This window comes from Gymnodinialimonas sp. 202GB13-11, from assembly GCF_040932485.1.
GTDB lineage: Bacteria > Pseudomonadota > Alphaproteobacteria > Rhodobacterales > Rhodobacteraceae > Gymnodinialimonas > Gymnodinialimonas hymeniacidonis.
Genome location: NZ_JBFRBH010000001.1, coordinates 2,632,925 through 2,656,761 on the forward strand (window position 1 = coordinate 2,632,925; position 23,837 = coordinate 2,656,761).

At 63.4% G+C, this 23,837-nt stretch carries 23 protein-coding genes; 17 read left to right on the forward strand and 6 right to left on the reverse strand.

Features of this window, described 5'->3' with window-relative positions; all coding sequences use genetic code 11:
• The first annotated feature begins 98 nt into the window (after positions 1 to 98).
• The 16 genes from xdhA to V8J81_RS13360 all read left to right on the forward strand — a co-directional run bounded on the left by xdhA (position 99) and on the right by V8J81_RS13360 (position 16,783).
• Entirely contained in the window at positions 99 to 1,511 is a 1,413-nt protein-coding gene (xdhA, locus tag V8J81_RS13285) for a xanthine dehydrogenase small subunit (protein ID WP_368477643.1), read from the forward strand.
• The gene (gene xdhB, locus V8J81_RS13290; protein ID WP_368476233.1) at positions 1,508 to 3,949 is read left to right on the forward strand and encodes a xanthine dehydrogenase molybdopterin binding subunit; all 2,442 of its coding nucleotides are present in this window, start codon (positions 1,508 to 1,510) and stop codon (positions 3,947 to 3,949) included. Before xdhA ends, xdhB begins: the two co-directional genes overlap by 4 nt.
• Positions 3,946 to 4,713 (forward strand): xanthine dehydrogenase accessory protein XdhC, encoded by a 768-nt coding sequence (gene xdhC, locus V8J81_RS13295; protein ID WP_368476234.1) that lies wholly within the window; start codon positions 3,946 to 3,948, stop codon positions 4,711 to 4,713. Before xdhB ends, xdhC begins: the two co-directional genes overlap by 4 nt.
• The gene (locus V8J81_RS13300; RefSeq protein ID WP_368476235.1) at positions 4,710 to 6,227 is read left to right on the forward strand and encodes an ABC transporter ATP-binding protein; all 1,518 of its coding nucleotides are present in this window, start codon (positions 4,710 to 4,712) and stop codon (positions 6,225 to 6,227) included. The genes xdhC and V8J81_RS13300 overlap by 4 nt, the downstream gene beginning before the upstream one ends.
• Positions 6,224 to 7,309 carry an ABC transporter permease gene (locus V8J81_RS13305; protein ID WP_368476236.1) on the forward strand — a complete coding sequence of 362 codons (1,086 nt, stop codon included), beginning with the start codon at positions 6,224 to 6,226 and terminating at the stop codon, positions 7,307 to 7,309. The genes V8J81_RS13300 and V8J81_RS13305 overlap by 4 nt, the downstream gene beginning before the upstream one ends.
• Positions 7,310 to 7,646: 337 nt before the next feature.
• The gene (locus V8J81_RS13310; protein WP_368476237.1) at positions 7,647 to 7,973 is read left to right on the forward strand and encodes a hypothetical protein; all 327 of its coding nucleotides are present in this window, start codon (positions 7,647 to 7,649) and stop codon (positions 7,971 to 7,973) included.
• The gene (locus V8J81_RS13315; RefSeq protein ID WP_368476238.1) at positions 7,970 to 8,893 is read left to right on the forward strand and encodes an ABC transporter permease; all 924 of its coding nucleotides are present in this window, start codon (positions 7,970 to 7,972) and stop codon (positions 8,891 to 8,893) included. Before V8J81_RS13310 ends, V8J81_RS13315 begins: the two co-directional genes overlap by 4 nt.
• A 4-nt stretch (positions 8,894 to 8,897) precedes the next feature.
• Entirely contained in the window at positions 8,898 to 9,671 is a 774-nt protein-coding gene (locus V8J81_RS13320; protein WP_368476239.1) for an ion transporter, read from the forward strand.
• Positions 9,668 to 10,750, forward strand: coding sequence for a BMP family ABC transporter substrate-binding protein (locus V8J81_RS13325; protein WP_368476240.1), 1,083 nt, complete (start codon positions 9,668 to 9,670; stop codon positions 10,748 to 10,750). Before V8J81_RS13320 ends, V8J81_RS13325 begins: the two co-directional genes overlap by 4 nt.
• Positions 10,751 to 10,922: 172 nt before the next feature.
• On the forward strand, positions 10,923 to 11,999 hold the full coding sequence (locus V8J81_RS13330) for an NAD(P)/FAD-dependent oxidoreductase (RefSeq protein WP_368476241.1): 1,077 nt from the start codon (positions 10,923 to 10,925) through the stop codon (positions 11,997 to 11,999).
• A gap of 72 nt (positions 12,000 to 12,071) precedes the next feature.
• Positions 12,072 to 12,530 (forward strand): hypothetical protein, encoded by a 459-nt coding sequence (locus V8J81_RS13335; RefSeq protein WP_368476242.1) that lies wholly within the window; start codon positions 12,072 to 12,074, stop codon positions 12,528 to 12,530.
• A complete protein-coding gene (locus V8J81_RS13340; RefSeq protein WP_368476243.1) occupies positions 12,527 to 12,976 on the forward strand; it encodes a hypothetical protein in 450 nt (149 codons plus the stop codon). The genes V8J81_RS13335 and V8J81_RS13340 overlap by 4 nt, the downstream gene beginning before the upstream one ends.
• Complete coding sequence (locus tag V8J81_RS13345) at positions 12,973 to 13,638, forward strand: DUF938 domain-containing protein (RefSeq protein WP_368476244.1); 666 nt, start codon at positions 12,973 to 12,975, stop codon at positions 13,636 to 13,638. Before V8J81_RS13340 ends, V8J81_RS13345 begins: the two co-directional genes overlap by 4 nt.
• 136 nt (positions 13,639 to 13,774) lie before the next feature.
• Positions 13,775 to 15,616, forward strand: a complete 1,842-nt coding sequence (locus tag V8J81_RS13350) for a patatin-like phospholipase family protein (protein WP_368476245.1) — start codon at positions 13,775 to 13,777, stop codon at positions 15,614 to 15,616.
• Positions 15,617 to 15,727: 111 nt separating this feature from the next.
• Complete coding sequence (locus V8J81_RS13355) at positions 15,728 to 16,252, forward strand: dihydrofolate reductase family protein (RefSeq protein ID WP_368476246.1); 525 nt, start codon at positions 15,728 to 15,730, stop codon at positions 16,250 to 16,252.
• A gap of 63 nt (positions 16,253 to 16,315) precedes the next feature.
• Positions 16,316 to 16,783 (forward strand): hypothetical protein, encoded by a 468-nt coding sequence (locus V8J81_RS13360; protein ID WP_368476247.1) that lies wholly within the window; start codon positions 16,316 to 16,318, stop codon positions 16,781 to 16,783.
• A 67-nt stretch (positions 16,784 to 16,850) separates the two neighbouring features.
• On the opposite strand, the gene V8J81_RS13365 is transcribed toward V8J81_RS13360, so the two are convergent.
• From V8J81_RS13365 to V8J81_RS13390, 6 genes are all read right to left on the reverse strand, one after another.
• Entirely contained in the window at positions 16,851 to 17,306 is a 456-nt protein-coding gene (locus V8J81_RS13365) for a hypothetical protein (RefSeq protein ID WP_368476248.1), read from the reverse strand.
• Positions 17,281 to 19,785 (reverse strand): GcvT family protein, encoded by a 2,505-nt coding sequence (locus V8J81_RS13370; protein WP_368476249.1) that lies wholly within the window; start codon positions 19,783 to 19,785, stop codon positions 17,281 to 17,283. Before V8J81_RS13370 ends, V8J81_RS13365 begins: the two co-directional genes overlap by 26 nt.
• Before the next feature lie 109 nt (positions 19,786 to 19,894).
• Positions 19,895 to 20,446, reverse strand: coding sequence for a hypothetical protein (locus V8J81_RS13375; protein ID WP_368476250.1), 552 nt, complete (start codon positions 20,444 to 20,446; stop codon positions 19,895 to 19,897).
• A 114-nt stretch (positions 20,447 to 20,560) separates the two neighbouring features.
• Positions 20,561 to 21,031, reverse strand: a complete 471-nt coding sequence (locus V8J81_RS13380; RefSeq protein WP_368476251.1) for a hypothetical protein — start codon at positions 21,029 to 21,031, stop codon at positions 20,561 to 20,563.
• Positions 21,028 to 21,969: a hypothetical protein gene (locus V8J81_RS13385; protein ID WP_368476252.1), complete on the reverse strand. Its 942-nt coding sequence runs from the start codon at positions 21,967 to 21,969 to the stop codon at positions 21,028 to 21,030. Before V8J81_RS13385 ends, V8J81_RS13380 begins: the two co-directional genes overlap by 4 nt.
• On the reverse strand, positions 21,966 to 22,952 hold the full coding sequence (locus tag V8J81_RS13390; protein WP_368476253.1) for a 2-hydroxyacid dehydrogenase: 987 nt from the start codon (positions 22,950 to 22,952) through the stop codon (positions 21,966 to 21,968). The genes V8J81_RS13385 and V8J81_RS13390 overlap by 4 nt, the downstream gene beginning before the upstream one ends.
• A gap of 132 nt (positions 22,953 to 23,084) precedes the next feature.
• Here V8J81_RS13390 and V8J81_RS13395 point away from each other — a divergent pair, with 132 nt between their 5' ends.
• Positions 23,085 to 23,612: an SH3 domain-containing protein gene (locus tag V8J81_RS13395; RefSeq protein ID WP_368476254.1), complete on the forward strand. Its 528-nt coding sequence runs from the start codon at positions 23,085 to 23,087 to the stop codon at positions 23,610 to 23,612.
• Positions 23,613 to 23,837 lie beyond the last annotated feature (225 nt).

Genomic DNA, 23,837 nt, shown 5'->3' on the forward strand with positions numbered 1-23,837 from the left:
CTGTCGGACAGGCCCAAACCGGGGCCGCCCCTCTACGCCGCATCGAGGGGCGGATGGCCACCCCAGCGCCAACAGGTAACGCGGCGGGCATGACATCCATGACGATCCGGTTTCTTCTCAACGGAGAACCGCAGGAGGTAACGGCAACGCCGACAACCACCCTGCTCGATTGGCTGCGCGAAAAGGCACGGCTGACCGGCACGAAGGAAGGCTGCAACGAAGGCGATTGCGGGGCCTGCACCGTAATGGTCACCGACCCCGACGGCACCGCGCGCAGCCTGAACGCCTGCATCCTGTTTCTGCCGCAACTGCAAGGCCGCGCCGTGCGCACGGTCGAGGGCATCGCCGCCCCCGACGGCACGTTGCACCCGGTGCAACAGGCCATGGTCGACCATCACGGGTCACAATGCGGCTTCTGCACGCCCGGCTTCATCACAACGATGGCCACCGCGCACCTGAATGGCGCGACAGACCATGCTGACCAGGTCGCCGGCAATCTCTGCCGCTGCACCGGCTACGCCCCGATCCTGCGCGCGGCCGAAGCGGCAGCCGCCGCGCCCGTGCCCGCCCATATGCGCGGTGATGCCGAAAGGCTCGCGACCGCCCCCTTCCATGTGCCCGAAATGTCCCCGGGGGGGTCCGGGGGGGCAGGCAGCCCCCCCGTGGCACCAAGCTCAGCCGACGCGCTCGCCGCCTGGTACCTGGAACACCCCGACGCCACCCTGGTCGCCGGAGCCACCGATGTGGGCCTGTGGGTGACAAAACAGCACCGCGATCTTGGGCCAATCGCCTTCCTCAACCAATGCGCCGACCTGCGCGGGATTGAGGCTGACGACACAACCATCCGCATCGGCGCCATGACGAATATGGAAGAGGTCCGCGCCTTCATGGCCGACCGCCACCCCAGTTTTTCCGAGATGCTGCGCCGATATGGCTCCGTCCAGGTGCGCAACGCGGCCACCATTGGCGGCAATATCGCCAATGGCTCGCCCATCGGTGATAGCCCGCCCGCGCTGATCGCGCTCGGCGCAACCCTGCATCTGCGCAAGGGGGACGCGCGCCGCGACCTGGCCTTGCAGGATTTCTTCCTCGACTACGGCAAGCAGGACCGCGCGCCGGGGGAATTCGTCGAAGCCGTATCGTTCCCCGTCCAGCCCGACATGTTGCGGGTCTACAAGCTGTCCAAACGCTTCGATCAGGACATTTCCGCCGTCTGCGGTGCGTTCAACCTGACCGTCCAGAACGGCACGATCACCGAGGCAAAGATCGCCTTCGGTGGCATGGCGGGCGTCCCGAAGCGCGCCAGCGCCGTAGAAGCGGCACTCACAGGCCAGCCCTTGACCGAGGCGACCGCGCAAGCCGCCCTGCCCGCCTTCGCGCAGGACTTCACGCCGCTCTCAGATATGCGCGCCTCCGCGGACTACCGGATGCAATCGGCGCAGAACATGCTGTTTCGCTACGCGGCCGAGATGTCCGGCACGGCAACAGATGTTCTGGAGGTTCGGACATGAGCGTTCACAAGCCCCTCCCCCACGACGCGGCGCGCCTGCATGTCACCGGCGCGGCGCGCTATGTCGATGACATTCCCACCCCGCCCGATTGCCTGCATCTGGCCTTCGGCCTCAGCACAATCGCCAAAGGACAGATTCAGCGGCTCGACCTCACCAACCCCTCCTCCGCCAAAGGCGTCCTCGCAGTTGTTTCGGGGGCGGATCTGGACGCAATCCCCGATTGCTCGCCCTCCAACCATGATGAGCCGCTGCTCTCGGACGGCGCCATCCACTATGCGGGCCAGCCCCTGTTCATCGTGGCCGCGGATTCTCACCTGAACTCCCGACGCGCTGCGACGCTGGCGGAGGTCGAGATTTCGGAGGAAACGCCGATCCTGACACTGGATGACGCCCTCGCCGCCGACAGCCGGTTCGAAGACGGGCCGCGCATCTACACCAAGGGCGATGTGGACGCGGCGTTGTCCGGTGCCACCCATCTCGTCGAAGGCCAGATCGAGATCGGCGGGCAGGAGCATTTCTATCTTGAGGGTCAATCCGCCCTCGCCTTGCCCCAAGAAGGCGGGGATATGGTGATTCATTCCTCGTCCCAGCATCCGACCGAAATCCAACACAAGGTTGCCGACGCACTTGGCGTGCCGATGAACGCGGTCCGCGTCGAGGTCCGCCGCATGGGCGGCGGGTTCGGCGGAAAGGAAAGCCAGGGCAATCATCTGGCGATTGCTTGCGCGATCATGGCGGCCCGCACAGGTCGACCTTGCAAGATGCGCTACGACCGCGACGATGATTTCGTCGTCACCGGCAAACGCCATGACGCCCGGATTGCATATCGCGCCGGGTTCGACGCCGATGGGCGCATTTTGGGTGTCGATTTCACCCACCTGATCCGCTGCGGTTGGGCGATGGACCTGTCCCTGCCCGTGGCCGACCGCGCGATGCTTCACGCCGACAATGCCTATCTGCTGCCGACCGCGCGGATCACCTCGCACAGGCTCAAGACCAACACCCAAAGTGCCACGGCGTTTCGGGGTTTCGGTGGACCGCAAGGCATGGTCGGGATCGAGCGTGTGATGGACCATGCGGCGCATGAGATCGGGATGGACGCGACGGAGCTGCGGCGCATCAATTTCTACCGTCCGGCAAAGGCCCAAAGCTCGGATGCATCCGGCGGGCAATCTCCTGGAACAAAAAGAGGCGGACGCCTGGCGTCGGCAGATCTCGCGGGGCGCGGCTCCGTCCGTGTCTCAGGCGGCGCAGGCGGCTCAAAACGCTTCGGCGGCGCGCATTCTCCGGTCGCAGAGGGCGAGGAGCCGAACGCCACGCCCTATGGGATGGAAGTTGAGGATTTTATCCTTGAGGACCTCCAATCGCAGTTATCCACAAGCTGCGCGTTCGAAAAGCGTAAGCAGGCTGTGGATAAGTGGAACGCCGAGAACACAATTCTGAAACGCGGCATAGCCCTGACGCCGGTGAAATTCGGGATCTCCTTCACGCTCACGCATCTCAATCAGGCCGGCGCTTTGGTGCATGTCTATCAGGATGGCTCCATCCACATGAACCATGGCGGGACGGAGATGGGGCAAGGGCTGTTCCAGAAGGTCGCGCAAGTGGCCGCTGACCGGTTTGGCGTCGATGTGGGCCATGTGAAGATCACTGCCACCGACACGGGCAAAGTGCCCAACACCTCGGCCACCGCCGCCTCCTCCGGGACCGACCTGAACGGAATGGCCGTGAAGGCCGCGTGTGACACGATCCGCGACCGGATCGCCGAAGTGGTCGCGCCGGAATTACAGGCCGAGCCGGATCAGGTGGTTTTCGCAGGGGGAGAGGTCCGCGCCAATGGCGCTGCCATGCCGTTCAAGGACGCCGTGACGAAGGCCTACATGGCGCGCGTCAGCCTCTCCGCGACGGGCTTCTACAAGACCCCCAAGATCGAATGGGATCGCATCAAGGGCCAAGGCCGCCCGTTCTTCTACTTCGCCTATGGCGCGGCGTGTTCGGAGGTGGTGATCGACACACTGACCGGCGAGAACCGCATCCTGCGCACCGACATCCTTCATGACGCGGGCGCGTCGTTGAATCCGGCGCTGGATATCGGGCAGGTTGAGGGCGGCTTCGTGCAAAGCGCGGGCTGGCTGACGATGGAGGAGCTCGTTTGGGACGACAATGGCGCGCTCAAGACCCACGCCCCGTCGACCTACAAGATCCCCTGCGCCTCTGACGCGCCCGAGGTTTTCAACGTGGCGCTCTATGAGGGCGCGAACCGCGAAGACACGATCTATCGCTCCAAGGCCGTGGGGGAGCCGCCCTTCATGCTCGGCATCAGCGTCTTCTCAGCCCTCGGCCATGCCTGCGCTGCCGCCGGCCCGAACTTCCCCGACCTGCAAGCCCCCGCCACGCCAGAGGCGATCCTGGCCGCCGTCACCCGGGCGCGCGGATGACACAGCCCGAAATCGTCGTCAATGTGGTCAAAACCCGTGGCTCCACCCCCCGCGAAATCGGGGCCACGCTGCACGTGACCGCCGACAGCATTGACGGCACGATCGGGGGCGGCGCGCTGGAATGGGAAGCAATCCGAATCGCGCGCCAGATGCTGGCAGATGGCCCCACGAACCTGACCCGAACTTTCCCTCTCGGCCCCGATCTCGGCCAATGCTGCGGCGGCGTCGTCACGCTGGTCTTTGTGGAAGGCGCGCAGGGGATCGAGCCGTCGGAGCCGCCCGTCTACATCTGGGGCGCGGGCCATGTGGGGCGCGCGCTTGCACGCACCATCGCGCCCTTCGAATGGATGCACGTCACCCTGATCGATGCCGCGGCAGACCGTCTGCCCAATCCGCTTCCTCCCAACGCGACGCCCCTTGTTGCGGCTGACATGCCCCGTGCCGTGCCGCATACCGACCCCGGCGGGGTCCACTTCATCGTCACCTATTCCCACGACATCGACCTTGCGCTCTGCGATGCACTGCTGCGGCACGGCTTCACCGGCTGCGGCCTCATCGGCTCGGCCACCAAATGGGCTCGCTTCCGCAAACGGCTCGGCCAAATGGGCCATTCCGATGCACAAATTTCGCGCATTCAGTGCCCAATTGGCGACCCATCCTTGGGCAAACACCCCCAAGCCATTGCGATTGGGGTGGCCGCACGGCTACTTGATGGGCAAATGCCACAAGAATCGGCACTCGCGCCAACGTCTGGGGGGACATGACCGCGCCACTTCTCGATCTCCGGGGGCTGACCAAGGCCTATCCCGGCGTCATTGCGAATGACGACGTGTCTTTTGCGATTCAACCGGGTGAGGTTCACGCTCTGCTAGGTGAGAATGGCGCGGGCAAGTCGACCCTCGTGAAAATGATCTACGGGCTGGTGAAGCCCGACAGTGGCACGATGGAACTGAACGGCGCGCCCTACACACCGTCTGAACCGCGCGCGGCCCGCGCCCAAGGTGTGGCGATGGTCTTCCAGCACTTCAGCCTGTTCGAAGCCCTCAGCGTGGCCGAAAACATTGCCCTCGGGATGGAGAACCCACCCAAGCCGCGCGATCTGAGCGCGCGCATCCGCGATGTCAGCCAAGCCTATGGCTTGCCGCTGGACCCCGAAAGCCTTGTGGGTGACCTGAGCGCCGGGGAACGCCAGCGGGTCGAAATCATTCGGTGCCTGTTGCAGGACCCCAAGCTTCTTATCATGGACGAGCCGACCTCAGTGCTGACCCCGCAGGAAGTGGAGATCCTGTTCCACACCCTCCGCAAGCTGTCGGCCGAAGGCACTGCGATCCTTTATATCTCGCATAAACTCGAAGAAATCCGGGCGCTCTGCGATGCCGCCACCATCCTCAGGCTCGGCAAGGTCGTCGGCGCGTGCGATCCGAAACAGACGTCCGCTGCGCAGATGGCCGAGATGATGGTGGGCAAATCGCTGGCCCAACCGGCACGCGACGCCGCGACGCCCGGCAAGGTCCTACTCAGTGCAGACGGCCTGTCCGTGCCCGCCGCGTCCGCCTTCGGCACACCCCTGCGCGACATCAGCTTTGAGGTCCGCGCAGGCGAAATCCTCGGCATCGGCGGTGTTGCTGGCAATGGTCAGGATGAATTGCTGGCCGTGCTATCGGGCGAACGCGTGACGCCGAAAGGGGCGGTCCAGTTCAATGGCGAAGACCTCGCCACACTGCCCCCCGAAGCCCGGCGGGGCATTGGCATCCTGTCGGCCCCGGAAGAACGACTAGGCCACGCCGCCGCCCCGGATATGAGCCTGACAGAAAATGCCGTTCTCACCGGTGCAACCCGTAAGGGTCTGGCAAAGAACGGCTTTATCGGCTGGGGTCGCGCCCGCGCCTTCGCCGACGATATCATCGCCCGTTTCGACGTGCGCACCCCCGGCAACCATGTCGCCGCCCGCGCGCTGTCCGGTGGCAACTTGCAGAAATTCGTCGTGGGGCGCGAGATTTTGCAAGACCCCGTCGTACTCGTCATCAACCAGCCCACCTGGGGTGTCGATGCCTCTGCCGCCGCCGACATCCGGCAGTCACTGCTGGACCTTGCACAAAAGGGCGCGGCGGTGATCGTGATCTCCCAAGACCTCGACGAACTCTTGGAAATCTCCGACCGCTTCTGCGCCCTCAACGAAGGCCGCCTCTCCGATCCGCGCCCCGCGCGTGGGCTCAGCATGGAGGAAATCGGCCTGATGCTTGGCGGGGCCCACGGGATGCAGGAGGCCGCGATATGATCCGCCTCGAAAAACGCCCCACCCCCTCGCGCGCTTGGGCGCTTGGCACGCCCGTCCTCGCCGTGATCCTGACCATGATCGCGGGCGGGGCGATGTTTGCAGCCCTCGGCCAAGACCCGGTCGAGACGATCCGCGTGATTTTCTGGGATCCGCTCTTCCACGAACGCTTTGCTGCCTTCTCGCGCCCGCAACTCCTCGTCAAAGCTGGCCCCCTGATCCTCATCGCGATCGGCCTGTCGCTCGGCTTCCGCGCGGGCATCTGGAACATCGGGGCCGAGGGGCAGTATATCGTCGGCGCGCTGGCCGGGGCAGCGTTTGGCCTTGCCTTCTACCCCTCTGAGTCTCCGCTGCTTTTCCCTGGCATGGTTCTGGCCGGGCTGCTTGGCGGGTGGCTCTGGGCGATGATCCCGGCGCTTCTGAAAGTCTACGCCAATACCAACGAAATCCTTGTCTCGCTGCTTCTGGTTTATGTGGCCGAGGCGATGTTGGCCTCCGCCGCCACAAGCTGGCTGCGCAACCCCGATGGCCAGGGCTTTCCCGGTTCGCGTAACCTCAGCCGCCATCCCGGCACCGACAACCCGGAACTTTTTGCCGGCACCGGCATCCATTGGGGCGTCATGGCCGCCTTCATCGCCGTGATCGCCGCCTATGTCCTGTTCCAGCGGCACATGTTCGGCTACCAGATCAAGCTGGCCGGTCAGGCCCCGCGCGCCGCGCGGTTCTCGGGCGTCAATCCGGGGCGGCTGGTGATCCTGTGCCTTGGCATTTCCGGCGCACTGGCCGGGGCGGCGGGCCTGTTCGAGGTCGCCGGCCCCGCAGGCCAGATCACCATCGACTTCAACGTGGGCTATGGCTTTACCGCCATCATCGTGGCCTTCCTTGGCCGCCTTCATCCCGTTGGCATCCTCTTCGCGGGCCTCCTGATGGCCCTGACTTATATCGGCGGAGAGCTTGCGCAACTCATGCTGCAAGTCCCCGCGCCAGCGATCCAAGCGTTTCAGGGGATGCTCCTGTTCTTCCTCTTGGCGCTGGACGTCCTGTCCAACTACCGCATCCGGCTGGGACGGGAGGGCGTGGTATGACGCGCGCGTCTTCGACACGGACTCTAAATTCAATCGCGGCAGGCTTTCTGGCAGCGATCATCTTGCTTCTTGCTGTCGAGGTTGCTCTGGCTGACGCGTGGATCTTGCTGCCAATCGGGGCGGCCTTCTTGCTTTGGCTGGGCATGCGTCCGCTGGTTTTGGGAAAAGCGAAGTCAATTCTCTTGCGACAACCCTATACCCGCCCCCCACTTGCGCGACCGCGGCCTTATTGGCCTTCTCTGGTGATCGCGTTCCTTGGAACACTCGCCATCGCAATTGCCTTTGGGTGGACAGAAGGCGCGGCGAACCTCCGTAATGCGGTCGCTGGGGGCGCGCCATGACCACACAATTTCGCCCATTCGAAAGCCGCGACCTGCCCTGGACCGCCTTCGGTCTCGCGTTTGGTCTGTTCTATGGCGCGATGACCATCGCGTTCATTACCGCTTTTGGAATGGGAACATTGGTCATCCTGCTCTTCGGCCTGCCATTCCTGCTTTTGCAGCTTGCCGTGATCATCGGTTTTGATTTTTTCCTGAAATGGCGACGTCGCAATGATCCGCCGCCGCCGCCCATAGCCTGGCTTCGCTACCACGCGGTGTCGATAGGTGCTGCGACCGGCGCAGCCTTCATGCTGATCTGGATCTTCGTGGGGCGCGTGTTATGATCATCGATCCCATCACTCTAATCGTGGCCCTGATCACGATATCCACTCCCGTCCTGCTAGCCGCATTGGGTGAGCTGGTGGTGGAGAAATCCGGCGTCCTGAACCTCGGCGTCGAGGGCATGATGATCATGGGCGCGGTCTGCGGGTTCATCGTGGCGAACCAGACCGGCTCTCCGACCCTGGCCTTCGTTTCCGGCATGGCAGGGGCTGCGGCGTTGTCGTTTGTCTTTGCCGTGCTGACTCAATTCCTGATGTCCAACCAAGTAGCGACAGGGCTGGCGCTGACGCTCTTCGGCCTTGGCCTCGCGGCGCTTCTGGGCGTGGGATATGAGGGCCAGCCGATCCCCGAGGTCGCCAAGCCCTTGCCCGATGTGCTGGCCGAGATCCCCGTGATCGGCCCGATCCTGTTCAGCCACGATCTTGTGACGTACATCGCCATCGCGGCGGTCGTTGCCATTTGGTTCGTGTTCAAACACACCCGCATCGGCCTGATCCTACGAGCTGTCGGCGAAAGCCACGATGCCGCCCATGCCCTCGGCTACAAGGTCGTACGCATCCGCATCCTCGCCATCCTCTTCGGCGGGGCCATGGCCGGGCTTGGCGGGGCCTTCCTGTCCGTCGTTTACGTGGAGAACTGGGTGCAGGGCATGACAGCGGGCGCAGGTTGGATTGCGCTGGCGCTTGTCGTGTTTGCCGCGTGGAAGCCGGGCCGTGTCCTCTTCGGGGCATGGCTCTTCGGCGGGATCGCAGCGCTGCAGCTGCGCCTGCAAGCGGCAGAGGTCGGCGTGCCTGTGGCCCTGCTGGATGCCTCCCCCTACCTCGTGACGATCATTGTGCTGGTCGTCATGTCATCGGACCGCGCCCGCAGCGCGCTCAACGCGCCGGCGGCCCTCGGCAAGACCTTCCACGCGAGTGGCTGATCCGATGGCGCGTTCCGACATCATAGCCATTCTCGACGGCGAGCATCCCCGCGTCGGGCGCGGCGTTGCCCTGTTCATCTATGGCCTCATCATCGCCTCAGCGATCATCATCGCGCTGGAAACGATGCCAGACCTCAGCCCCGCCGTGAACAGCGCGCTCGTCACGGCGGAACTGGTGATCCTCGGCCTCTTCGTGGTCGAATACGCGCTGCGACTGACCTGCTCCGAAAAGCCGCTGCGTTATGCGTTCAGCTTTTGGGGCATCGTCGATTTCGTCGCCATCGTGCCCGCGCTCCTTTTCCTGTTCCCCGATCTCACCACGGTGCGCGCCCTGCGGCTTCTTCGCATTCTGCGCCTGCTGAAGCTGTTCAAGGCCAATCGCGCGCTGGACCGGATCGGGCGCGCCATCGACCGGGCCAAGGCCGAGTTCGGCATCTTCTTCTTCATCGCCTGCGTCGCCCTCTATCTGGCCGCCGTGGGCATCTACCATTTCGAGCATGAGGCGCAGCCCGAAGGCTTCTCTTCCATCCCCGAAAGCCTGTGGTGGGCCATCGCCACGCTCACGACCGTTGGTTATGGCGATGTCTACCCCATCACCACCGGCGGGCGCTTTTTCACGGGCATGGTCCTGCTTGTGGGCATCGGCATCGTCGCCGTGCCAGCAGGTCTGATCACAGCAGCTCTGACCGATGCCTCACCACTCAACAATCCGGATGTGGACTCCGACGCGGAGGACACCCAAACTTCAACCAATCCAACAGAGAGGGAATCCCAATGAGGACATTCACCAAACTTCTGGCCACAGCGGCTCTGGCCACCGGCATCGCCGGGGCAGCGGCCGCGGACGGGCATGATCCGTTCAACGTTGGCTTCGTTTATATCGGTACGCCCGGCGACTATGGCTGGACCTATGAACACGACCAAGGCCGCCTTGCCGTGGAAGAGCATTTCGGTGATGCCGTTGAGACCAGCTTCATCGAGAACGTTCCGGAAGGCCCCGACGCCGAGCGTGTGATGACGCAAATGATCCTGAACGGCGCGGACATGATCTTCACCACCTCCTTCGGCTATGGCGAAGCGACGAACGCTGTCGCTGGCCAGTTTCCGGATGTGGTGTTTGAGCACGCCACCGGCTACTTGCGCGAGCATCCCAACGTCTCGACCTACTCCGCACGCTTCTACGAAGGCCGCGCCGTGATCGGCCATATTGCGGGCCAGATGACCGAGAGCAATATCGTGGGCTACATCGCCTCCTATCCGATCCCCGAAGTGATCCGGGGCATCAACTCGGCCTATCTGCACGCACGTGAAGTAAACCCCGATGTCGAATTCCGTGTGGTCTGGGTTTACACTTGGTTCGATCCAGCGGTCGAAGGTGACGCCGCGCAGGCGCTCATTGATGCAGGCGCAGACGTGATCATGCAGCACACCGACTCCACCGCACCGCAGGCAGTGGCCGAAGAGGCCGGAATCCTGTCCTTCGGTCAGGCGTCTGACATGATTCAATTTGCGCCCGCACCGCGCATCGCCTCCATCATCGACGATTGGGCGCCCTACTACATCCGCCGCGTTGGTGAAGCGATGGAAGGCACGTGGGAGCAGTCCGATACTTGGGAAGGCATGCCCGAAGGTATGGTCGTGATCGGTGAAATGACCGAGACCATCCCGGAAGAAATCCGCGCCTCGGCCCAAGGCATGATCGATGCCATTTCGGCTGGCGAATACCACCCGTTCACCGGCCCGATCAACCGCCAGGACGGCACCGCATGGCTGGCCGAAGGCGAAGTGGCCGATGACGGCACGCTGGCGGGCATGGACTTCTACATCGAAGGCATCACAGGCGAGATTCCGAACTGATCTACGACCAAACGCGTTAAGGAAACGGCCCGTGTATCGCGGGCCGTTTTTCTTTGGGGTTAGGGAGGGGTTGTGCCGGTTATGCCGCAGTCACCGCTCGAGCCATTGCGCAGCAGCGCAATGCGTGGCGCTCCCCTTGCCGAGCGGCCCTACTCGTGCGACGCAAACCGCCATGACGTACGACTTTATCGTGATCGGAGGGGGCATTGCCGGAACCTCCGCAGGCTCACAACTGGCGCAGCTTGGCGCCGTCTGTCTGCTCGAAACCGAAGGTGCGCTCGCCTATCACAGCTCTGGCCGATCCGCTGCGCTTTATGAGGCGCAATATGGACTGCCCACCACCGTCGCGCTCAATCGCGCGTCCAGAGAGGCGCATGAAACGCTGGATGGTGGGCTCCTCACGCCGCGCGGATTGATGTTGCTGGCTGCGGAAGGTGACGAAGGCGCGTTCAGAGACGATTGCACCAAGATGCATCTCGACCCGCTCAGCCCGTCAGAGGCGCAAGCGATGGTGCCTATTCTTGACACCTCTCACATCCAAGCCGCCGCCTACCATTCCGAGGCCTGGGACATCGACACTGACCGCATGGTCCAGCACTATGCCCGCCAGATCAGGGCAAACGGCACGGTCGAGACTGCCGCCAAAGCCACCACGATCACGCGCACGCCTCACGGCTGGCAGGTGAAGACCGATCAAAGCACATTTAACGCCCACACCCTCGTGAATGCCGCTGGTGCGTGGGCAGACCAGATCGCAGCCCTTGCCGGGATCGCGCCCATCGGTCTCACACCCTTCCGCCGCTCAATGGCTCGGATGCCTGCACCGGGTGGGCATGACGTTTCGCACTGGCCCATGCTCTTTGGCGTCAACGAAAGCTGGTATGCCAAGCCCGATGCGGGCGCATGGCTCGTCTCTCCCGCAGAAGAAGACCTCACTGAGCCCCACGACGCCTTCGCCGATGATATGGTTCTGGCCGAGGGCATCGCCCGCTATCAGCCGTTTGTGACCGAAGAGGTCACGCGCGTCACCTCGTCGTGGGCGGGCTTACGAACCTTCGCACCCGATCGCAGCCTCGTCATCGGACCTGAACCTGCAGACCCATGTTTTCTGTGGTTTGCAGGCCAAGGCGGCTACGGATTTCAGACCGCGCCCGCCGCCTCCGCGCTTCTGGCCGACCTCGTGTCGGGCCGCACGCCTCATCTCGACCGGGGAACCGTTGATGCCCTTTCCCCGTCACGATTGCGCTAGGTGCGGAAACCCCGCGCTTGCAGCCGCCGCCCATGGGCTTATCTTGGGCGTTAACCCAACATGGAGAGAGACATGACCCATCTCACCCTCCGCGCTGCCTGTGTTGCGGCGCTGACGATCCTTCCCGCGACCGCCGCCCTTGCGCAGTCGGAACTCGACCGGTTTGAGGCCGCGAGTGAGCGTGTGACCGCCCTCACCTACCAAGGCATTGCCGCACAATATGGCGTCGCCGCCGATGTCTTCCCCGACACCGCCTGGGATCGCCCCATGCGCCGGGCCGGGCGCTGCATCCTGCGTGCCTATGAAGGGGAGGTGGGTGAAAACGGCGTGGCCGTGTTTCTGTCAGGCTTTGAGACAGCGGTTCAATCCGCCTCGCCCAACGACATCCTAAGCGGTTCCTTCTCGGGTCAATTGCCCGATGGCCTGACCCCGCAGCGCCAACAGCAAATCCAGAGCGAATGCGGCATGCTTGAGCTTGAGATGACGCGCCTGGCTGAATCCGGCGTGTTGCAAGCCCTGCAAAACCAATGATCCGCGCGATTGCCATAGGGGCCGCCATAGCCCTTCTGCCGCTCGCAGCTTCGGCGCAATCCACGTTCGAGCGGTTTGAAAATGTCGCCGAGTCCATGAACGCCATGATGAATGACGCCTTCGTGGCCGAGATCCCAGCGCTTGAGGGCAATCTGCCCGACCCGGAATGGGATGAGCCCATGCGTACGGCCTATACCTGCATGTACGACGGGTATGTCGAACGTGTCGGCGAAGAACCGGTCGCCGATATGGTGACGGACATGGAAGAAATGCTCGAAACGATTGACCCGGCCGTCCTGATCGAGGGTGGCGCTGCGGTTGAGAACCCCGAGGGCATTTCCGACGATGAGGCGCTGCAGATCGTCACGGAATGCGGCCTGATGGACGTGTTCATGGCGCGTATGGCCGAATCCGGGGCCATGCAGATCCTGATGCAGCAGCAGTGACAGACGCTCCGCCCAAACGTGGCCCGGACAAGGGCTATGCGGGCGGTGAGTATTCCGATGGGCGGCTTTCGGCCCCCGCCGCCTTGCGCAACCGCGCGCATTTGACCGCCGCACTTACCGACATCGCCCCAGCAAAGGGCCGCGCGCTGGAAATCGCATCAGGCACCGGCGAACATGTCATTTGCTTCGCGCCCGCCATGCCCGGCCTTGTCTGGCAGCCCACCGACCCCGCCCCGGACCGCCGCGCCTCTATCACCGCATGGATCAAGGCTGAGCCGGCCCCCAACATCGAACCACCCGTCGCGCTGGATGCCTGCGCGCCCGGTTGGGCCGCGACACATGGCCCGGCTGACCTGATCTTTCTCGCCAATCTCCTGCACCTCGTCACCGAACAAGAAGCGCAGACTTGCCTGACCGAGATGGCCGGCGCCCTCACCCCGAATGGCCGCGCTGCCGTCTATGGCCCGTTCCTGCGCAATGGCGAAACCACCAGCGAAGGCGATGCAGCCTTCGACGCGCGCATCCGGGCGGAACACCCCGACCGGGGCTACAAAGACCTCCAATGGGTACGCGACACTTGGGCTAAGGCGGGCCTGATCCCTGACACGCCGCGCCCGATGCCAGCGAACAACCTGCTCCTTGTTGCCCACAAACCGGCCTAGGCGCCTGCCCGCAGAAACGTAACGTAACGGAAGGAAACCTTTCGCTTTTTCCGAATGCGCGTTTAAGGTCTGCGAAATTATCTGGGTGGTGCAGATCGCACTGATCCCGCAAACAGAATTCTGACGACAGGCGAACATGACAACCGATTTCGCACCCGAGGGCCTGTTTGCCCTTCTTGAAGGGCCCGCGCTCTCGCAGCTCTCTCAGACTCCCGTTGAACGGGGCACTAAGTTGCTCACAGCCGGGTCCGAGGCAGAGGCCATGTATCTGGTCGAATCCGGGCGCTTCCGGGTCGAACGTGACGGAATTGATCTGGCTGAGATTGGGGCCGGATCGGTGATTGGGGAAATCGCCTTTCTGACTGGAGGCACCCGCACTGCCGACGTCGTCGCAGCCCGCGATAGCGTCGTCTACCGCATCGACCGACCCGCCTATGACAAGCTTTGCACAGCGGTTGAAGGCCTCCCGCAAGCCATCGCGTCTGAGCTGGCGGATCGCCTCGCCAAAACCTCCGCCCGCGTGGTACCCGATCCGGGCCGCCCGCCTGCGCGCACTTTCTGTATCCTGCCCTGCGCAGGCGCGCCCCTGCCGGAACGGTTCGTCCCGGATCTGGCCCGCGCCGTTTCCACCCACCACTCCGTCGCCCTCGTGACCGAGGCCGACCTGCGCGCCGCCTTGGGCGACCGCGTCGATCCGTCCACGCCTGAAGCCATCGCGTGGATGAATGCGCAGGAACGCAATGCGCAGATCGTTCTGTTCGTGGCCAATCCTGATGCCTCCGACTGGTCCCGCGCGGCGCTGAAACAGGCCGATCAGGCCGTCTTCGTGGCGCAGGCCGTGAACTATCAGGTCCCGTCCGAGATTGAGGATTTCGCCCTCAAGATCCTGCCCGAAAGCCAGCGCCGCCTTGTGCTGCTGCACCCGCACCGGGCGCAGAAAGCCTCCGGCACCGGGCGCTGGCTCGACAGCCGCCCGGTCTTCCTGCACCACCACGTCGCCCTGACCGGCGGTGATGAAGATATAAACCGCCTGGGCCGTTTCCTGTCGGGCCGCGCCATCGGCATGGTTTTGTCCGGCGGCGGCGCATTCGGCGTGGCCCATGTTGGCGTTTTCCGCGCGATGGCCGAGGCCGGTATCCCCGTCGACATTATCGGCGGCACCTCTGTCGGGTCGGCCATGGGCGGGGCCTTCGCCCTTGGTGTGCCTGCCGAGGAAATCGGTGGGCGTGTCGAAAAAATCTTCGTGAAATCCGGCGCCATGCGCCGTGTGACGATCCCTAAATTCGCCTTCCTCGATCACAAAGTCCTCGACGCCGCCCTGCGGGAGCATTTCTTCGACGACCCTATAGAAGATCTCTGGACGCCCTACTACGCCGTCGCCGCCGACCTCTCGTCGATGGAGAAAACTGTGATCCGCCGCGGCCCCCTGTGGGAGGCCATCCGCGCCTCCTCCGCCATTCCGGGCGTGCTTCCCCCGTTCTTTTCGCGCGATGGGCGGATGCTTGTAGATGGCGGCTGCATCGACAACATGCCCTTCCGCACCATGCACGGCCTGAAATCCGGGCCGAACGTGATCGTGAACGTGCAGAAGGCCACCAACAAGCTGGTCCATGTCGATTACGAGAAGCTTCCCGGTCGGGCAGAGCTTCTGCGGAACACGGTCGTCCCTTTCGGCAAGAAGGTCGGCCCCCGCGTGCCCGGCGTGATCTCCACTGTCATGCGTTCCCTGCTGGTGGGCCAATCCGACATGCTGGCAGACCTTGATGACACTGACCTGATGATCCGCCCCCCGGGCCTCAAAGGCGCGGGGTTCCTAGCGTGGAACCAGCACAAACTGTTCTACGAGATCGCCTATAAGAAAGCCGCCGAGATTTTTGGCGGCACGGATGAAGAGGCCAGTGCGACGGCTCTTGCCGCCCTGCGCCAAGCTGCCGACGGAACCCGTACCGCCGACATGGAAGTGGACGGCGCGGCCTGAATACCCTAAACACGGCCCATCCACCCGGAGGACCCTGCCAATGATCAAAACAGCCTGAACCATTTGTTTCCGCGCCTGACGGGCGCGCTGTTTTGATATTGGAGCAATCCCTTGCAACCCATCATCTATGACGTGGCGGTCTCCGCAGACGGCTTCATTGCAGGCCGTGATGCGGACGTGTCCGCCTTTCCTCACACCGGCGCTATTGTGGACGATTATGTCACCCGCCTTGGCACCTACACCGTGGTCCTCATGGGACGCGCAACCTATGAGTTTGGCTATGCCTTCGGGCTTACCCCCGGGGCCAACCCCTACCCGCACATGCGGTCTGTCGTGGTGTCTGGAACCCTTGACCTACCCAAAGACGCACAGGTCGAAGTCTGGCGCGACCTATCGGGGCTCGCCGATCTGCGATCAGCGGCTGAGGGTTCCATCTATCTCTGCGGCGGCGGCGAACTCGCGGCCTCCATCGCCCATGCAGGCCACCTCACCGATCTGCGCCTGAAACGCGCGCCGGTCGTCCTGGGGGGCGGCACACCGCTTTTCGCGGGCCTCAACGCCCCCCTCAACCTGCAACCTGAAGGTCAAACGGATTACGGCAACAACCTGCTGTTTCAATCCTTCCGGATTACCTGACCTTGGCCCTCCTGCGCGCCGCCGTCATGGTGGCGCGCATTGAGGCATTCGAAAGGACCAACCATGTTCAAACCAACCCTTCTGGCCACTGCAATCACGGCGGCCCTGTCCCTCCCCGCGCTCGCACAATCCGACCTTGACCGCTTGGCAACGGCGACCGAGGCCGCCGGCGAAAACATGGAGGCATTCCTTGTCTCAACCGTACCGTCGCTGGCCGACGTGATGCCCGATTGGGCCTGGAGCCCCGAGATGCGTGAGGCTGCTTCCTGCACGCTGGATGCGATCCGCGCAGAAGGCGGGGATGAGGCTGTTGCGACCTACATCACCGAGATGGAGGCCTTCGCCGAGGTCGAGATCACTTCGCTCACCCAGCTCTCAACCGTTACGCCGGTCCCGATCAGCCCCGATTTCGCAGCCGCTACCGGCCAGACGTGCGGCAGCGCTGAGTTGGCAATTCAACAAATGTCCGAAAGTGGCCTGATGGCTGCGATGATGGACCCCGCCGTTATGACGGCGTTGATGGGGCAGTAAGCGCCGCCCAATGCGGGACGGCGGGAGGGGCGAGGCGCGGCACGCGCCAGCGTCTCCCCCGTCCGCTTCAATAAAGCGACCGCGCCGCCCGTCGCACCGAAAACCCGTTCCCGCGCGCGTTCTGGCAAGTCACGCCGGTCTGGGCCATCTGGCACTGAAACGTCGTGACTGACCAGTCCGACCCATAGCCGATGGCCCCATGGATCGGCCAGAACACGTCTCCGTGGCAGGTCCATTGTTCGCGCGCTGGCCCATCCGGCGGCAAAATCAACGTCCGGGTCCGGTCCAGATCGCATGTCGGATCATCATCGCCATAATACTCTGGCAGCGTCCAATTCGCCTCGAAAATCAGGCACACCATCTCGCGCTGGTTCAGCGGCAAAGGCGTCTGCCAATGATCGTCCAGATAGCAGGTGATGTTCCCGCTCGGGCTGGAAAAGCCGGGCCGGTCAGCCAGCGCAGGGCTGGCCAAAACCATCAACACAAGCGCAAAGGCGCTAGCCGTCCACGCGGATAACCGCATTCTTCGGATCATAAGGGCTGTCCTCCACGACTTCGGCATCCCACAGCTCACGGAACATCCGCACCTTCAACTTGGTGCCGACCTCCGCGAGGTCGGGCCGAACGTAGCCCATCCCGATCTGCTTGCCAAAGGCCACCGAATAGCCGCCCGAGGTCAGGCGCCCGATCTTCTCACCATCGACCAACAAAGCCTCACGCCCCCAAGGGTCCGCATCCTCCGGCCCGTCGATCAACACAGTCACGCATTTCGACCGAATGCCAACTGCTTCCATCGCCGCCTTCCCGTGGAAGTCCTTCTCCAGATCGACAAACCGATCCAACCCGGCTTCGAGCGGGGTCGCATCCCTACCCAACTCCGTCCCGAACGCGCGATAGCTCTTCTCCTGCCGCAACCAGTTCTGCGCTCGGCCCCCAACCAGCTTCATGCCATGCTTCTCACCGGCGGCAACCAATTGATCCCACAGGTAATTCTGCATCTCGATCGGGTGGTGAAGCTCCCACCCCAACTCACCGGTATAGGCCACCCGGATCGCCCGCACCGGGCACATGCCCAACTCGATATCGCGCATCGACAGCCACGGGAACCGCTTGTTGCTCAACACGCTCGCAGGGTCCGCATCCTTCACCAATTCATTCAGAACATCGCGCGATTTCGGCCCCGCAATCGCGAAGACACCCCATTTCGTGGTGACATCTTCCTCGTTGATCCGCCCGAACCGATGCTCATTCTCCATGATAGCCTTGTAGAGGTAACCCTGATCATAGGCGTGCCACGCCCCCGCGCTGACAAGGTAATAGTCATCCTCCGCCACCCGCACGATGGTGTATTCCGTCCGCGTCGTGCCCGCTTCGGTCAGCGCATAGGTCAGGTTGATCCGCCCGACCTTCGGCAGCTTGTTGGTCGTGAACCAATCAAGGAAAGCCGTCGCCCCCGGCCCGCTGATCCGGTGCTTTGCAAACGCCGTTGCATCCAGCAACCCAACGCCCTCACGGATCGCCTCGGCCTCCGCTTTGGCATATTCCCACCAGCCCCCGCGCCGGAACGAGCGGCTCTCGCGATCAAAGCTGTCGGGCGCATCCAGCGGCCCATAGTAATTCGGCCGCTCGAACCCGTTCACGCAGCCAAACTGCGCGCCTGCGGCCTTCTGACGGTCAAAAGCCGGCGCGGTCCGCAGGGGCCGGCAGGCCTCCCGCTCCTCATCCGGGTGATGCAGGATATAGACGTGGTCGTAGCATTCCTCGTTCTTGCGCGCGGCATATTCGGTGGTCATCCAATCCTGCCCGTAGCGCTTGGGATCGAGCGAGGCCATGTCGATCTCGGCCTCTCCGTCCACCATCATCTGCGCGAGATAATAGCCCGTGCCACCCGCTGCCGTGATGCCAAAGCTGAACCCTTCCGCCAGCCACATATTCTCCAACCCCGGCGCAGGCCCCACCAGCGGATTGCCGTCAGGCGTGTAGCAAATCGGCCCGTTGAAATCGTCCTTCAGGCCGCTCTCCTCGCAGGACGGGACCCGATGGATCATCGCCATGTATTGCTCTTCGATCCGCTCCAGATCGAGGGGGAAGAGGTCCGCCCGGAAACTGTCCGGCACGCCATGCTCAAAACACGCAGGCGCGCCCTTCTCATAAACGCCGAGGATCCAGCCCCCGCGCTCTTCCCGCACATAGGACTGCGCATCCGCATCACGGATCACCGGATGCTCGCCATTACCCGCTCCACGCCACTCCACAAGCGCCGGGTCCTGATCCATCACGATGAACTGATGCTCCACCGGGATCGCAGGCATCTTGATGCCCAACATCTTCGCGGTCCGCTGCACATGGTTGCCGCTCGCCGTGACCACATGTTCGGCGGTGATGACCTGTTGCTCGTCAGACGGCACAAGGTTCCCACCCTTCTCGACCATCTTCGTGACGGTCACCTCCCAGGCCGAGCCATTCCAATGGAACCCATCCGCCTGCCACTTCCGCACAATCTCCACACCCCGCTGCCGCGCGCCCTTGGCCATCGCCATGGTCACATCGGCGGGGTTAATGTAGCCGTCGGTATTGTGGTAAATCGCACCCTTCAAATCCTCGGTCCGGATCAGCGGCCAGCGTTCCTTGATCTGCTCCGGCGTCAGCCACTCGAACGGCACCCCCACAGTCTCAGCCGTACTCGCATAGAGCATATATTCGTCCATCCGCTCCTGCGTCTGCGCCATCCGCAGATTGCCCACCACGGCAAAGCCGGCATTCAGGCCCGTCTCCTCTTCAAGCGTCTTGTAGAACTTGACCGAGTAATCATGGATATGCGTCGTCGCGTAGGACATGTTGAACAAAGGCAGCAATCCCGCCGCATGCCAGGTCGAGCCGGACGTTAGCTCGTCCCGCTCCAACAACATCACATCGTCCCAACCGGCCTTCGCCAAATGATAGGCAATAGACGTGCCCACGGCACCGCCACCGACAACAAGGGCTTTAACTTGGGTTTTCATCGGCGTTGCTCCGGGCAGGTCTGATTGCGTATTACCTGCCTCAAACCCAGACCACGCGCCTTACCCACCCGACCGAAAGGCGCGGAAAAGCGACATCTCTGCGGTCGCGCTATCGGCGCAAAGTGAAGACCAACCCGTCCGTGTCGATTTCAACCGCCTCGACCTGCCAATTCGCAAACCGCACCCGAGGTTCGCCGAAACTGTCCATCCGGTCAAACAATTGCACGATAAGCCGCTCCCAGCCGGCGCGGTTCGCCTCACTTTCGGGTGTCTCTGCACCGCCGTCATAGGCGAGACGATCCGCCGCCACGACGACCACTCGCGTCACGGTCAGGCCACCATTGCGCACTACCCAGGCATCAGGTTCGGCCGGAATCTCGACGCGGAGATTGATATCCGGAAAGGGAAAGCCACCCGCGCCAATGTTGAACCACCGCCGCTTACCGAGCAGGAACAATCCGTCTTCATCGTCCAACGTCAGGCGTGAAAAGCGGACCCTCGGCAGCCGTCCAACATGCGGATCTTCGACTAACGCCTCGGCCAAGGCCACCCGAATGTCCTCTGAACTGACCCGCACCTGCTGTTCCGAAGACCCCCGCATGAACAGGAACACCAGTCCGCAAAGCACAGCGATTGTCGCAATAACTGCCAGAGTTTTCATGATGCTCCCCCTCGCTTCACACCTTAAAAACGCGCGATCATGCCTGCTATTGCACGATACCGCGCGGGCTGGTGGGAGGGGCAAGGCGCACCGCGCCAGCGTCTCCCACCATCCTCACCCGAAAATCGTCGCATCAAACGACTGCCACGCCTCTGGCTCATAAACCTGCGTGAACACCGAATGGCCAAGGAACAGCGCCCTGTCGGCCCAATGCAGCTCCGCCATGCTCACGGAGCCGTCTTCGTCCACGAAAAGAGACATCTCAGCCGCACCCAGCGCCTGTGCAAAGGCACCCACATCCCGAACGTTCGTATCCCCCGCCTCCCGCCAACTCCCGGCATATTCATCCCATAGCAGCGCCGCTGTTGCCTTCCGCGCAGCGTCCAACGCCGCCTCTTCCTTCCCAAGAAACCGCGCCAGAAAGGCCTGCGTCGCATCCGGGACGCGACCATCCTTCAAATCCGGCGCGCCCGGCCCATTCTCTAACACCCGGATCGCAGGCCGACCCACCGCAGACAGAAGCAGCCCAAGACCTGCCTCGTCCGCGCTCACCTCAAAAACGACAGACCCGATCGTGACGTTCACTCCACACTCCGCCGCACCAACACCATCACCGACCACAACAGCAGCACCGGCAACACCAGCACCCGCAGCACGAAAATCCCGATGATCGTCAGCGTCGCCGAAAACAGCGTATCCGCCTCCCGCGTGAATACCGCCGCCGCCTCCACATAGCCCGCAACCGAGTCCCGCGCGCCCGTGATCGCCGATAGAAAGCCCGAGATCATGCCATCGCCGCCCTCGACGGCTTCAACCAGATCGCCCTCGCCCGCGCCGATCAGAACCCGCGCCTCCCCGGCCACGGCATCCAACTCCGCCATCGCCGTGTCCCACTGCGCCTGTGTGGCTACCTCGCCCAGCCAGACCCCGCCCGCGAAGACCAAGGGCAGGACAAGCCCCAAGGCCGCGCCCAACCGCACCGCCCGCAAACTCGCCCGCGCCGTGGACCCGCGCCCAAAGCCATAGCCCACAAGGCCCACGCCCAGAACGATCAAGCCAATCGCTGCCACCGGCTGCAACCCAACCGTCGCCAAGGCCGCGCCCGCCGCCACCGCAAAAACCACGTCCGCAACCCGCTCCACCGTGTCATCAACTGGCTCTAGCACCTTCAGCGGCTGCAATGACGCTTGCGCCCCGATGGAGGCACCGACCTCCACCTCCTGCGCCGCAGACAGCGCCGCATTGATTGCACGCAAGCTCACGTAGACCCCCGCCGTCACCACCGCGACATCTTCCGCCGCCTCAACGGCGGGCGGCAAAGCCGGGTTCACACCGCCACCGCGCACCAAATCCCACGCGCCGACAACCAGACAAACCAATCCGAAAATGGCAAAGATCACAGGCCACAATCCTGCCCTCTGGCCCTTGGGCACATCGCCACGACGCTCGCCCTGCAACACCGGTCGCTCCGCCTCCACCGGGCGCTCCGGTGCCTTTAGCGGAGGCTCGCGACGCTCACTCACAGCATGCTCGGCACAACCAGATCCGGCGGCCGGTGCCCATCGGCGAAGGTCTTGATATTGATCAGAACCTTCTCTCCCATCTCGATCCGCCCTTCGCGTGTGGCCGACCCCATGTGCGGCAGCAGCACCGCGTTGGGCAGCTCCCTCAGACGCGGGTTCACCTCACGCCCCTTCTCGAACACATCCAGGCCAGCCCCGGCAATCTCACCCGCCCGCAACATCCGCGTCAGGGCATTTTCGTCGATCACTTCGCCCCGCGACGTGTTCACAATCACCGCCTCCGGCTTCATCAACTTCAAGCGCCGCGCATTCATCAGGTGGAACGTGCTCGGCGTATGCGGGCAATTCACGCTGACAACGTCCATCCGCGCGATCATCTGATCGAGGCTTTCCCAGTACGTCGCCTGCAACTCGGCCTCCGTATCGGCATGCAGCCTGCGCCGGTTGTGGTAATGCACCTGCATCCCGAATGCCGCCGCGCGCCGCGCAACAGCCTGACCGATCCGACCCATGCCCAGAATGCCTAGCCGCTTGCCCGCCACTCGTCCGCCCATGAACGCCGTCGGCGCCCAACCGTCCCAGTTGCCCTGCTGCATCGTCGCCATGCCCTCGGGCACGCGCCGCAACACACCCAACATCAGCGCCATGACCATATCCGCCGTGTCATCGGTCATAACGCCGGGCGTATTGCTCACCAATATCCCCCGCTGCCGCGCCGTGGAGACATCCACATGGTCCACACCAGCCCCGTAATTCGCGATCAGCTTCAGCCGGTCGCCCGCCTGCCCCAGCATCCCGCCGTCGATCTTGTCGGCGATACACGGCACCAAAACATCGGCCCGCCCCATGGCCGCCACGAGGTCATCGCGGCTCATCGGGCGGTCATCTTCGCGCAATTCCACGTCGAAAAGTTCGCTCATCCGCGTCTCGACTACCTCCGGCAACCGTCGCGTAACGACAACACTTAACCGCTCACCTGCCATGCTTCTGCTCCGAACGCTTGGTTTTGGCCCTCTCTCGTGACACTCTCCTATCGTTACCGGTGGCGCAAGATCACTGGAACGATTGAGGACACGTCTGGCCCAGTTCGGGTCACGGAACCGAGGCAGGAACCCATGCGCAACGCCCTTATCGGCTTTGTCACACTTCTTCTTTGCACAATTGCTCTGGCGCCCACTGCGTCTGTGGCCCAAACAACCGAGGCCGCGCCTGAACGCGTCGGCCCCGTCACTGGCTTTCCGATCCCGCGCTATGTTTCCATGCGCGCGTCTGAGGGCAACGCGAGGCGCGGCCCCTCGCGCTCGCATCGCATCGACTGGGTCTTCACCCGTCGCCACATGCCCATGATGATCGTTGCCGAACATGGCCATTGGCGCCGCGTCGTCGACCGCGACGGCGCAGGCGGCTGGATGCACTACTCGCTTTTGTCGGGTGAACGCTCCGCGATTGTCGAGATTGACATGCTCCCCCTCTATTCCCGCCCCGACCTCACCTCCACGATCCGCGCCCATGCCGAGCTTGGCGTCACCGGGCGGCTCGACGAATGCCAACCCGATTGGTGCCTGATGGAGGTCGGCGGCTACCGCGGCTGGGTCCAGACCGCCGCGCTTTGGGGTGTCGATCCGGGTGAGGTCTTCGACTGAAGCACCTTGCATTTTGCCTGGGCGATCGCGGATCGCGTTCGGGCCGCGGGTGAGAGGCATCGGGTTGCGGTTCAACTCAAAACGTAACGCGCCCTAATCTTATACAGGAATTCACCAAACCCCTCCCGAACGGGAAGGATTTTCGTCTGTCCAACCCCCAAACTCTTCCCGAACGGGAACAACTCCTCCCGAACGGGAGGACTTTCCGGCCACTTCCCCGGCCCG

Coding starts and splice junctions, on each gene's coding strand:
- xdhA (WP_368477643.1), top strand. CDS start 99: ATGACGATCCGGTTTCTTCTCAACGGAGAACCGCAGGAGGTAACGGCA.
- xdhB (WP_368476233.1), top strand. CDS start 1,508: ATGAGCGTTCACAAGCCCCTCCCCCACGACGCGGCGCGCCTGCATGTC.
- xdhC (WP_368476234.1), top strand. CDS start 3,946: ATGACACAGCCCGAAATCGTCGTCAATGTGGTCAAAACCCGTGGCTCC.
- V8J81_RS13300 (WP_368476235.1), top strand. CDS start 4,710: ATGACCGCGCCACTTCTCGATCTCCGGGGGCTGACCAAGGCCTATCCC.
- V8J81_RS13305 (WP_368476236.1), top strand. CDS start 6,224: ATGATCCGCCTCGAAAAACGCCCCACCCCCTCGCGCGCTTGGGCGCTT.
- V8J81_RS13310 (WP_368476237.1), top strand. CDS start 7,647: ATGACCACACAATTTCGCCCATTCGAAAGCCGCGACCTGCCCTGGACC.
- V8J81_RS13315 (WP_368476238.1), top strand. CDS start 7,970: ATGATCATCGATCCCATCACTCTAATCGTGGCCCTGATCACGATATCC.
- V8J81_RS13320 (WP_368476239.1), top strand. CDS start 8,898: ATGGCGCGTTCCGACATCATAGCCATTCTCGACGGCGAGCATCCCCGC.
- V8J81_RS13325 (WP_368476240.1), top strand. CDS start 9,668: ATGAGGACATTCACCAAACTTCTGGCCACAGCGGCTCTGGCCACCGGC.
- V8J81_RS13330 (WP_368476241.1), top strand. CDS start 10,923: ATGACGTACGACTTTATCGTGATCGGAGGGGGCATTGCCGGAACCTCC.
- V8J81_RS13335 (WP_368476242.1), top strand. CDS start 12,072: ATGACCCATCTCACCCTCCGCGCTGCCTGTGTTGCGGCGCTGACGATC.
- V8J81_RS13340 (WP_368476243.1), top strand. CDS start 12,527: ATGATCCGCGCGATTGCCATAGGGGCCGCCATAGCCCTTCTGCCGCTC.
- V8J81_RS13350 (WP_368476245.1), top strand. CDS start 13,775: ATGACAACCGATTTCGCACCCGAGGGCCTGTTTGCCCTTCTTGAAGGG.
- V8J81_RS13360 (WP_368476247.1), top strand. CDS start 16,316: ATGTTCAAACCAACCCTTCTGGCCACTGCAATCACGGCGGCCCTGTCC.
- V8J81_RS13365 (WP_368476248.1), bottom strand. CDS start 17,306: ATGCGGTTATCCGCGTGGACGGCTAGCGCCTTTGCGCTTGTGTTGATG.
- V8J81_RS13370 (WP_368476249.1), bottom strand. CDS start 19,785: ATGAAAACCCAAGTTAAAGCCCTTGTTGTCGGTGGCGGTGCCGTGGGC.
- V8J81_RS13375 (WP_368476250.1), bottom strand. CDS start 20,446: ATGAAAACTCTGGCAGTTATTGCGACAATCGCTGTGCTTTGCGGACTG.
- V8J81_RS13390 (WP_368476253.1), bottom strand. CDS start 22,952: ATGGCAGGTGAGCGGTTAAGTGTTGTCGTTACGCGACGGTTGCCGGAG.
- V8J81_RS13395 (WP_368476254.1), top strand. CDS start 23,085: ATGCGCAACGCCCTTATCGGCTTTGTCACACTTCTTCTTTGCACAATT.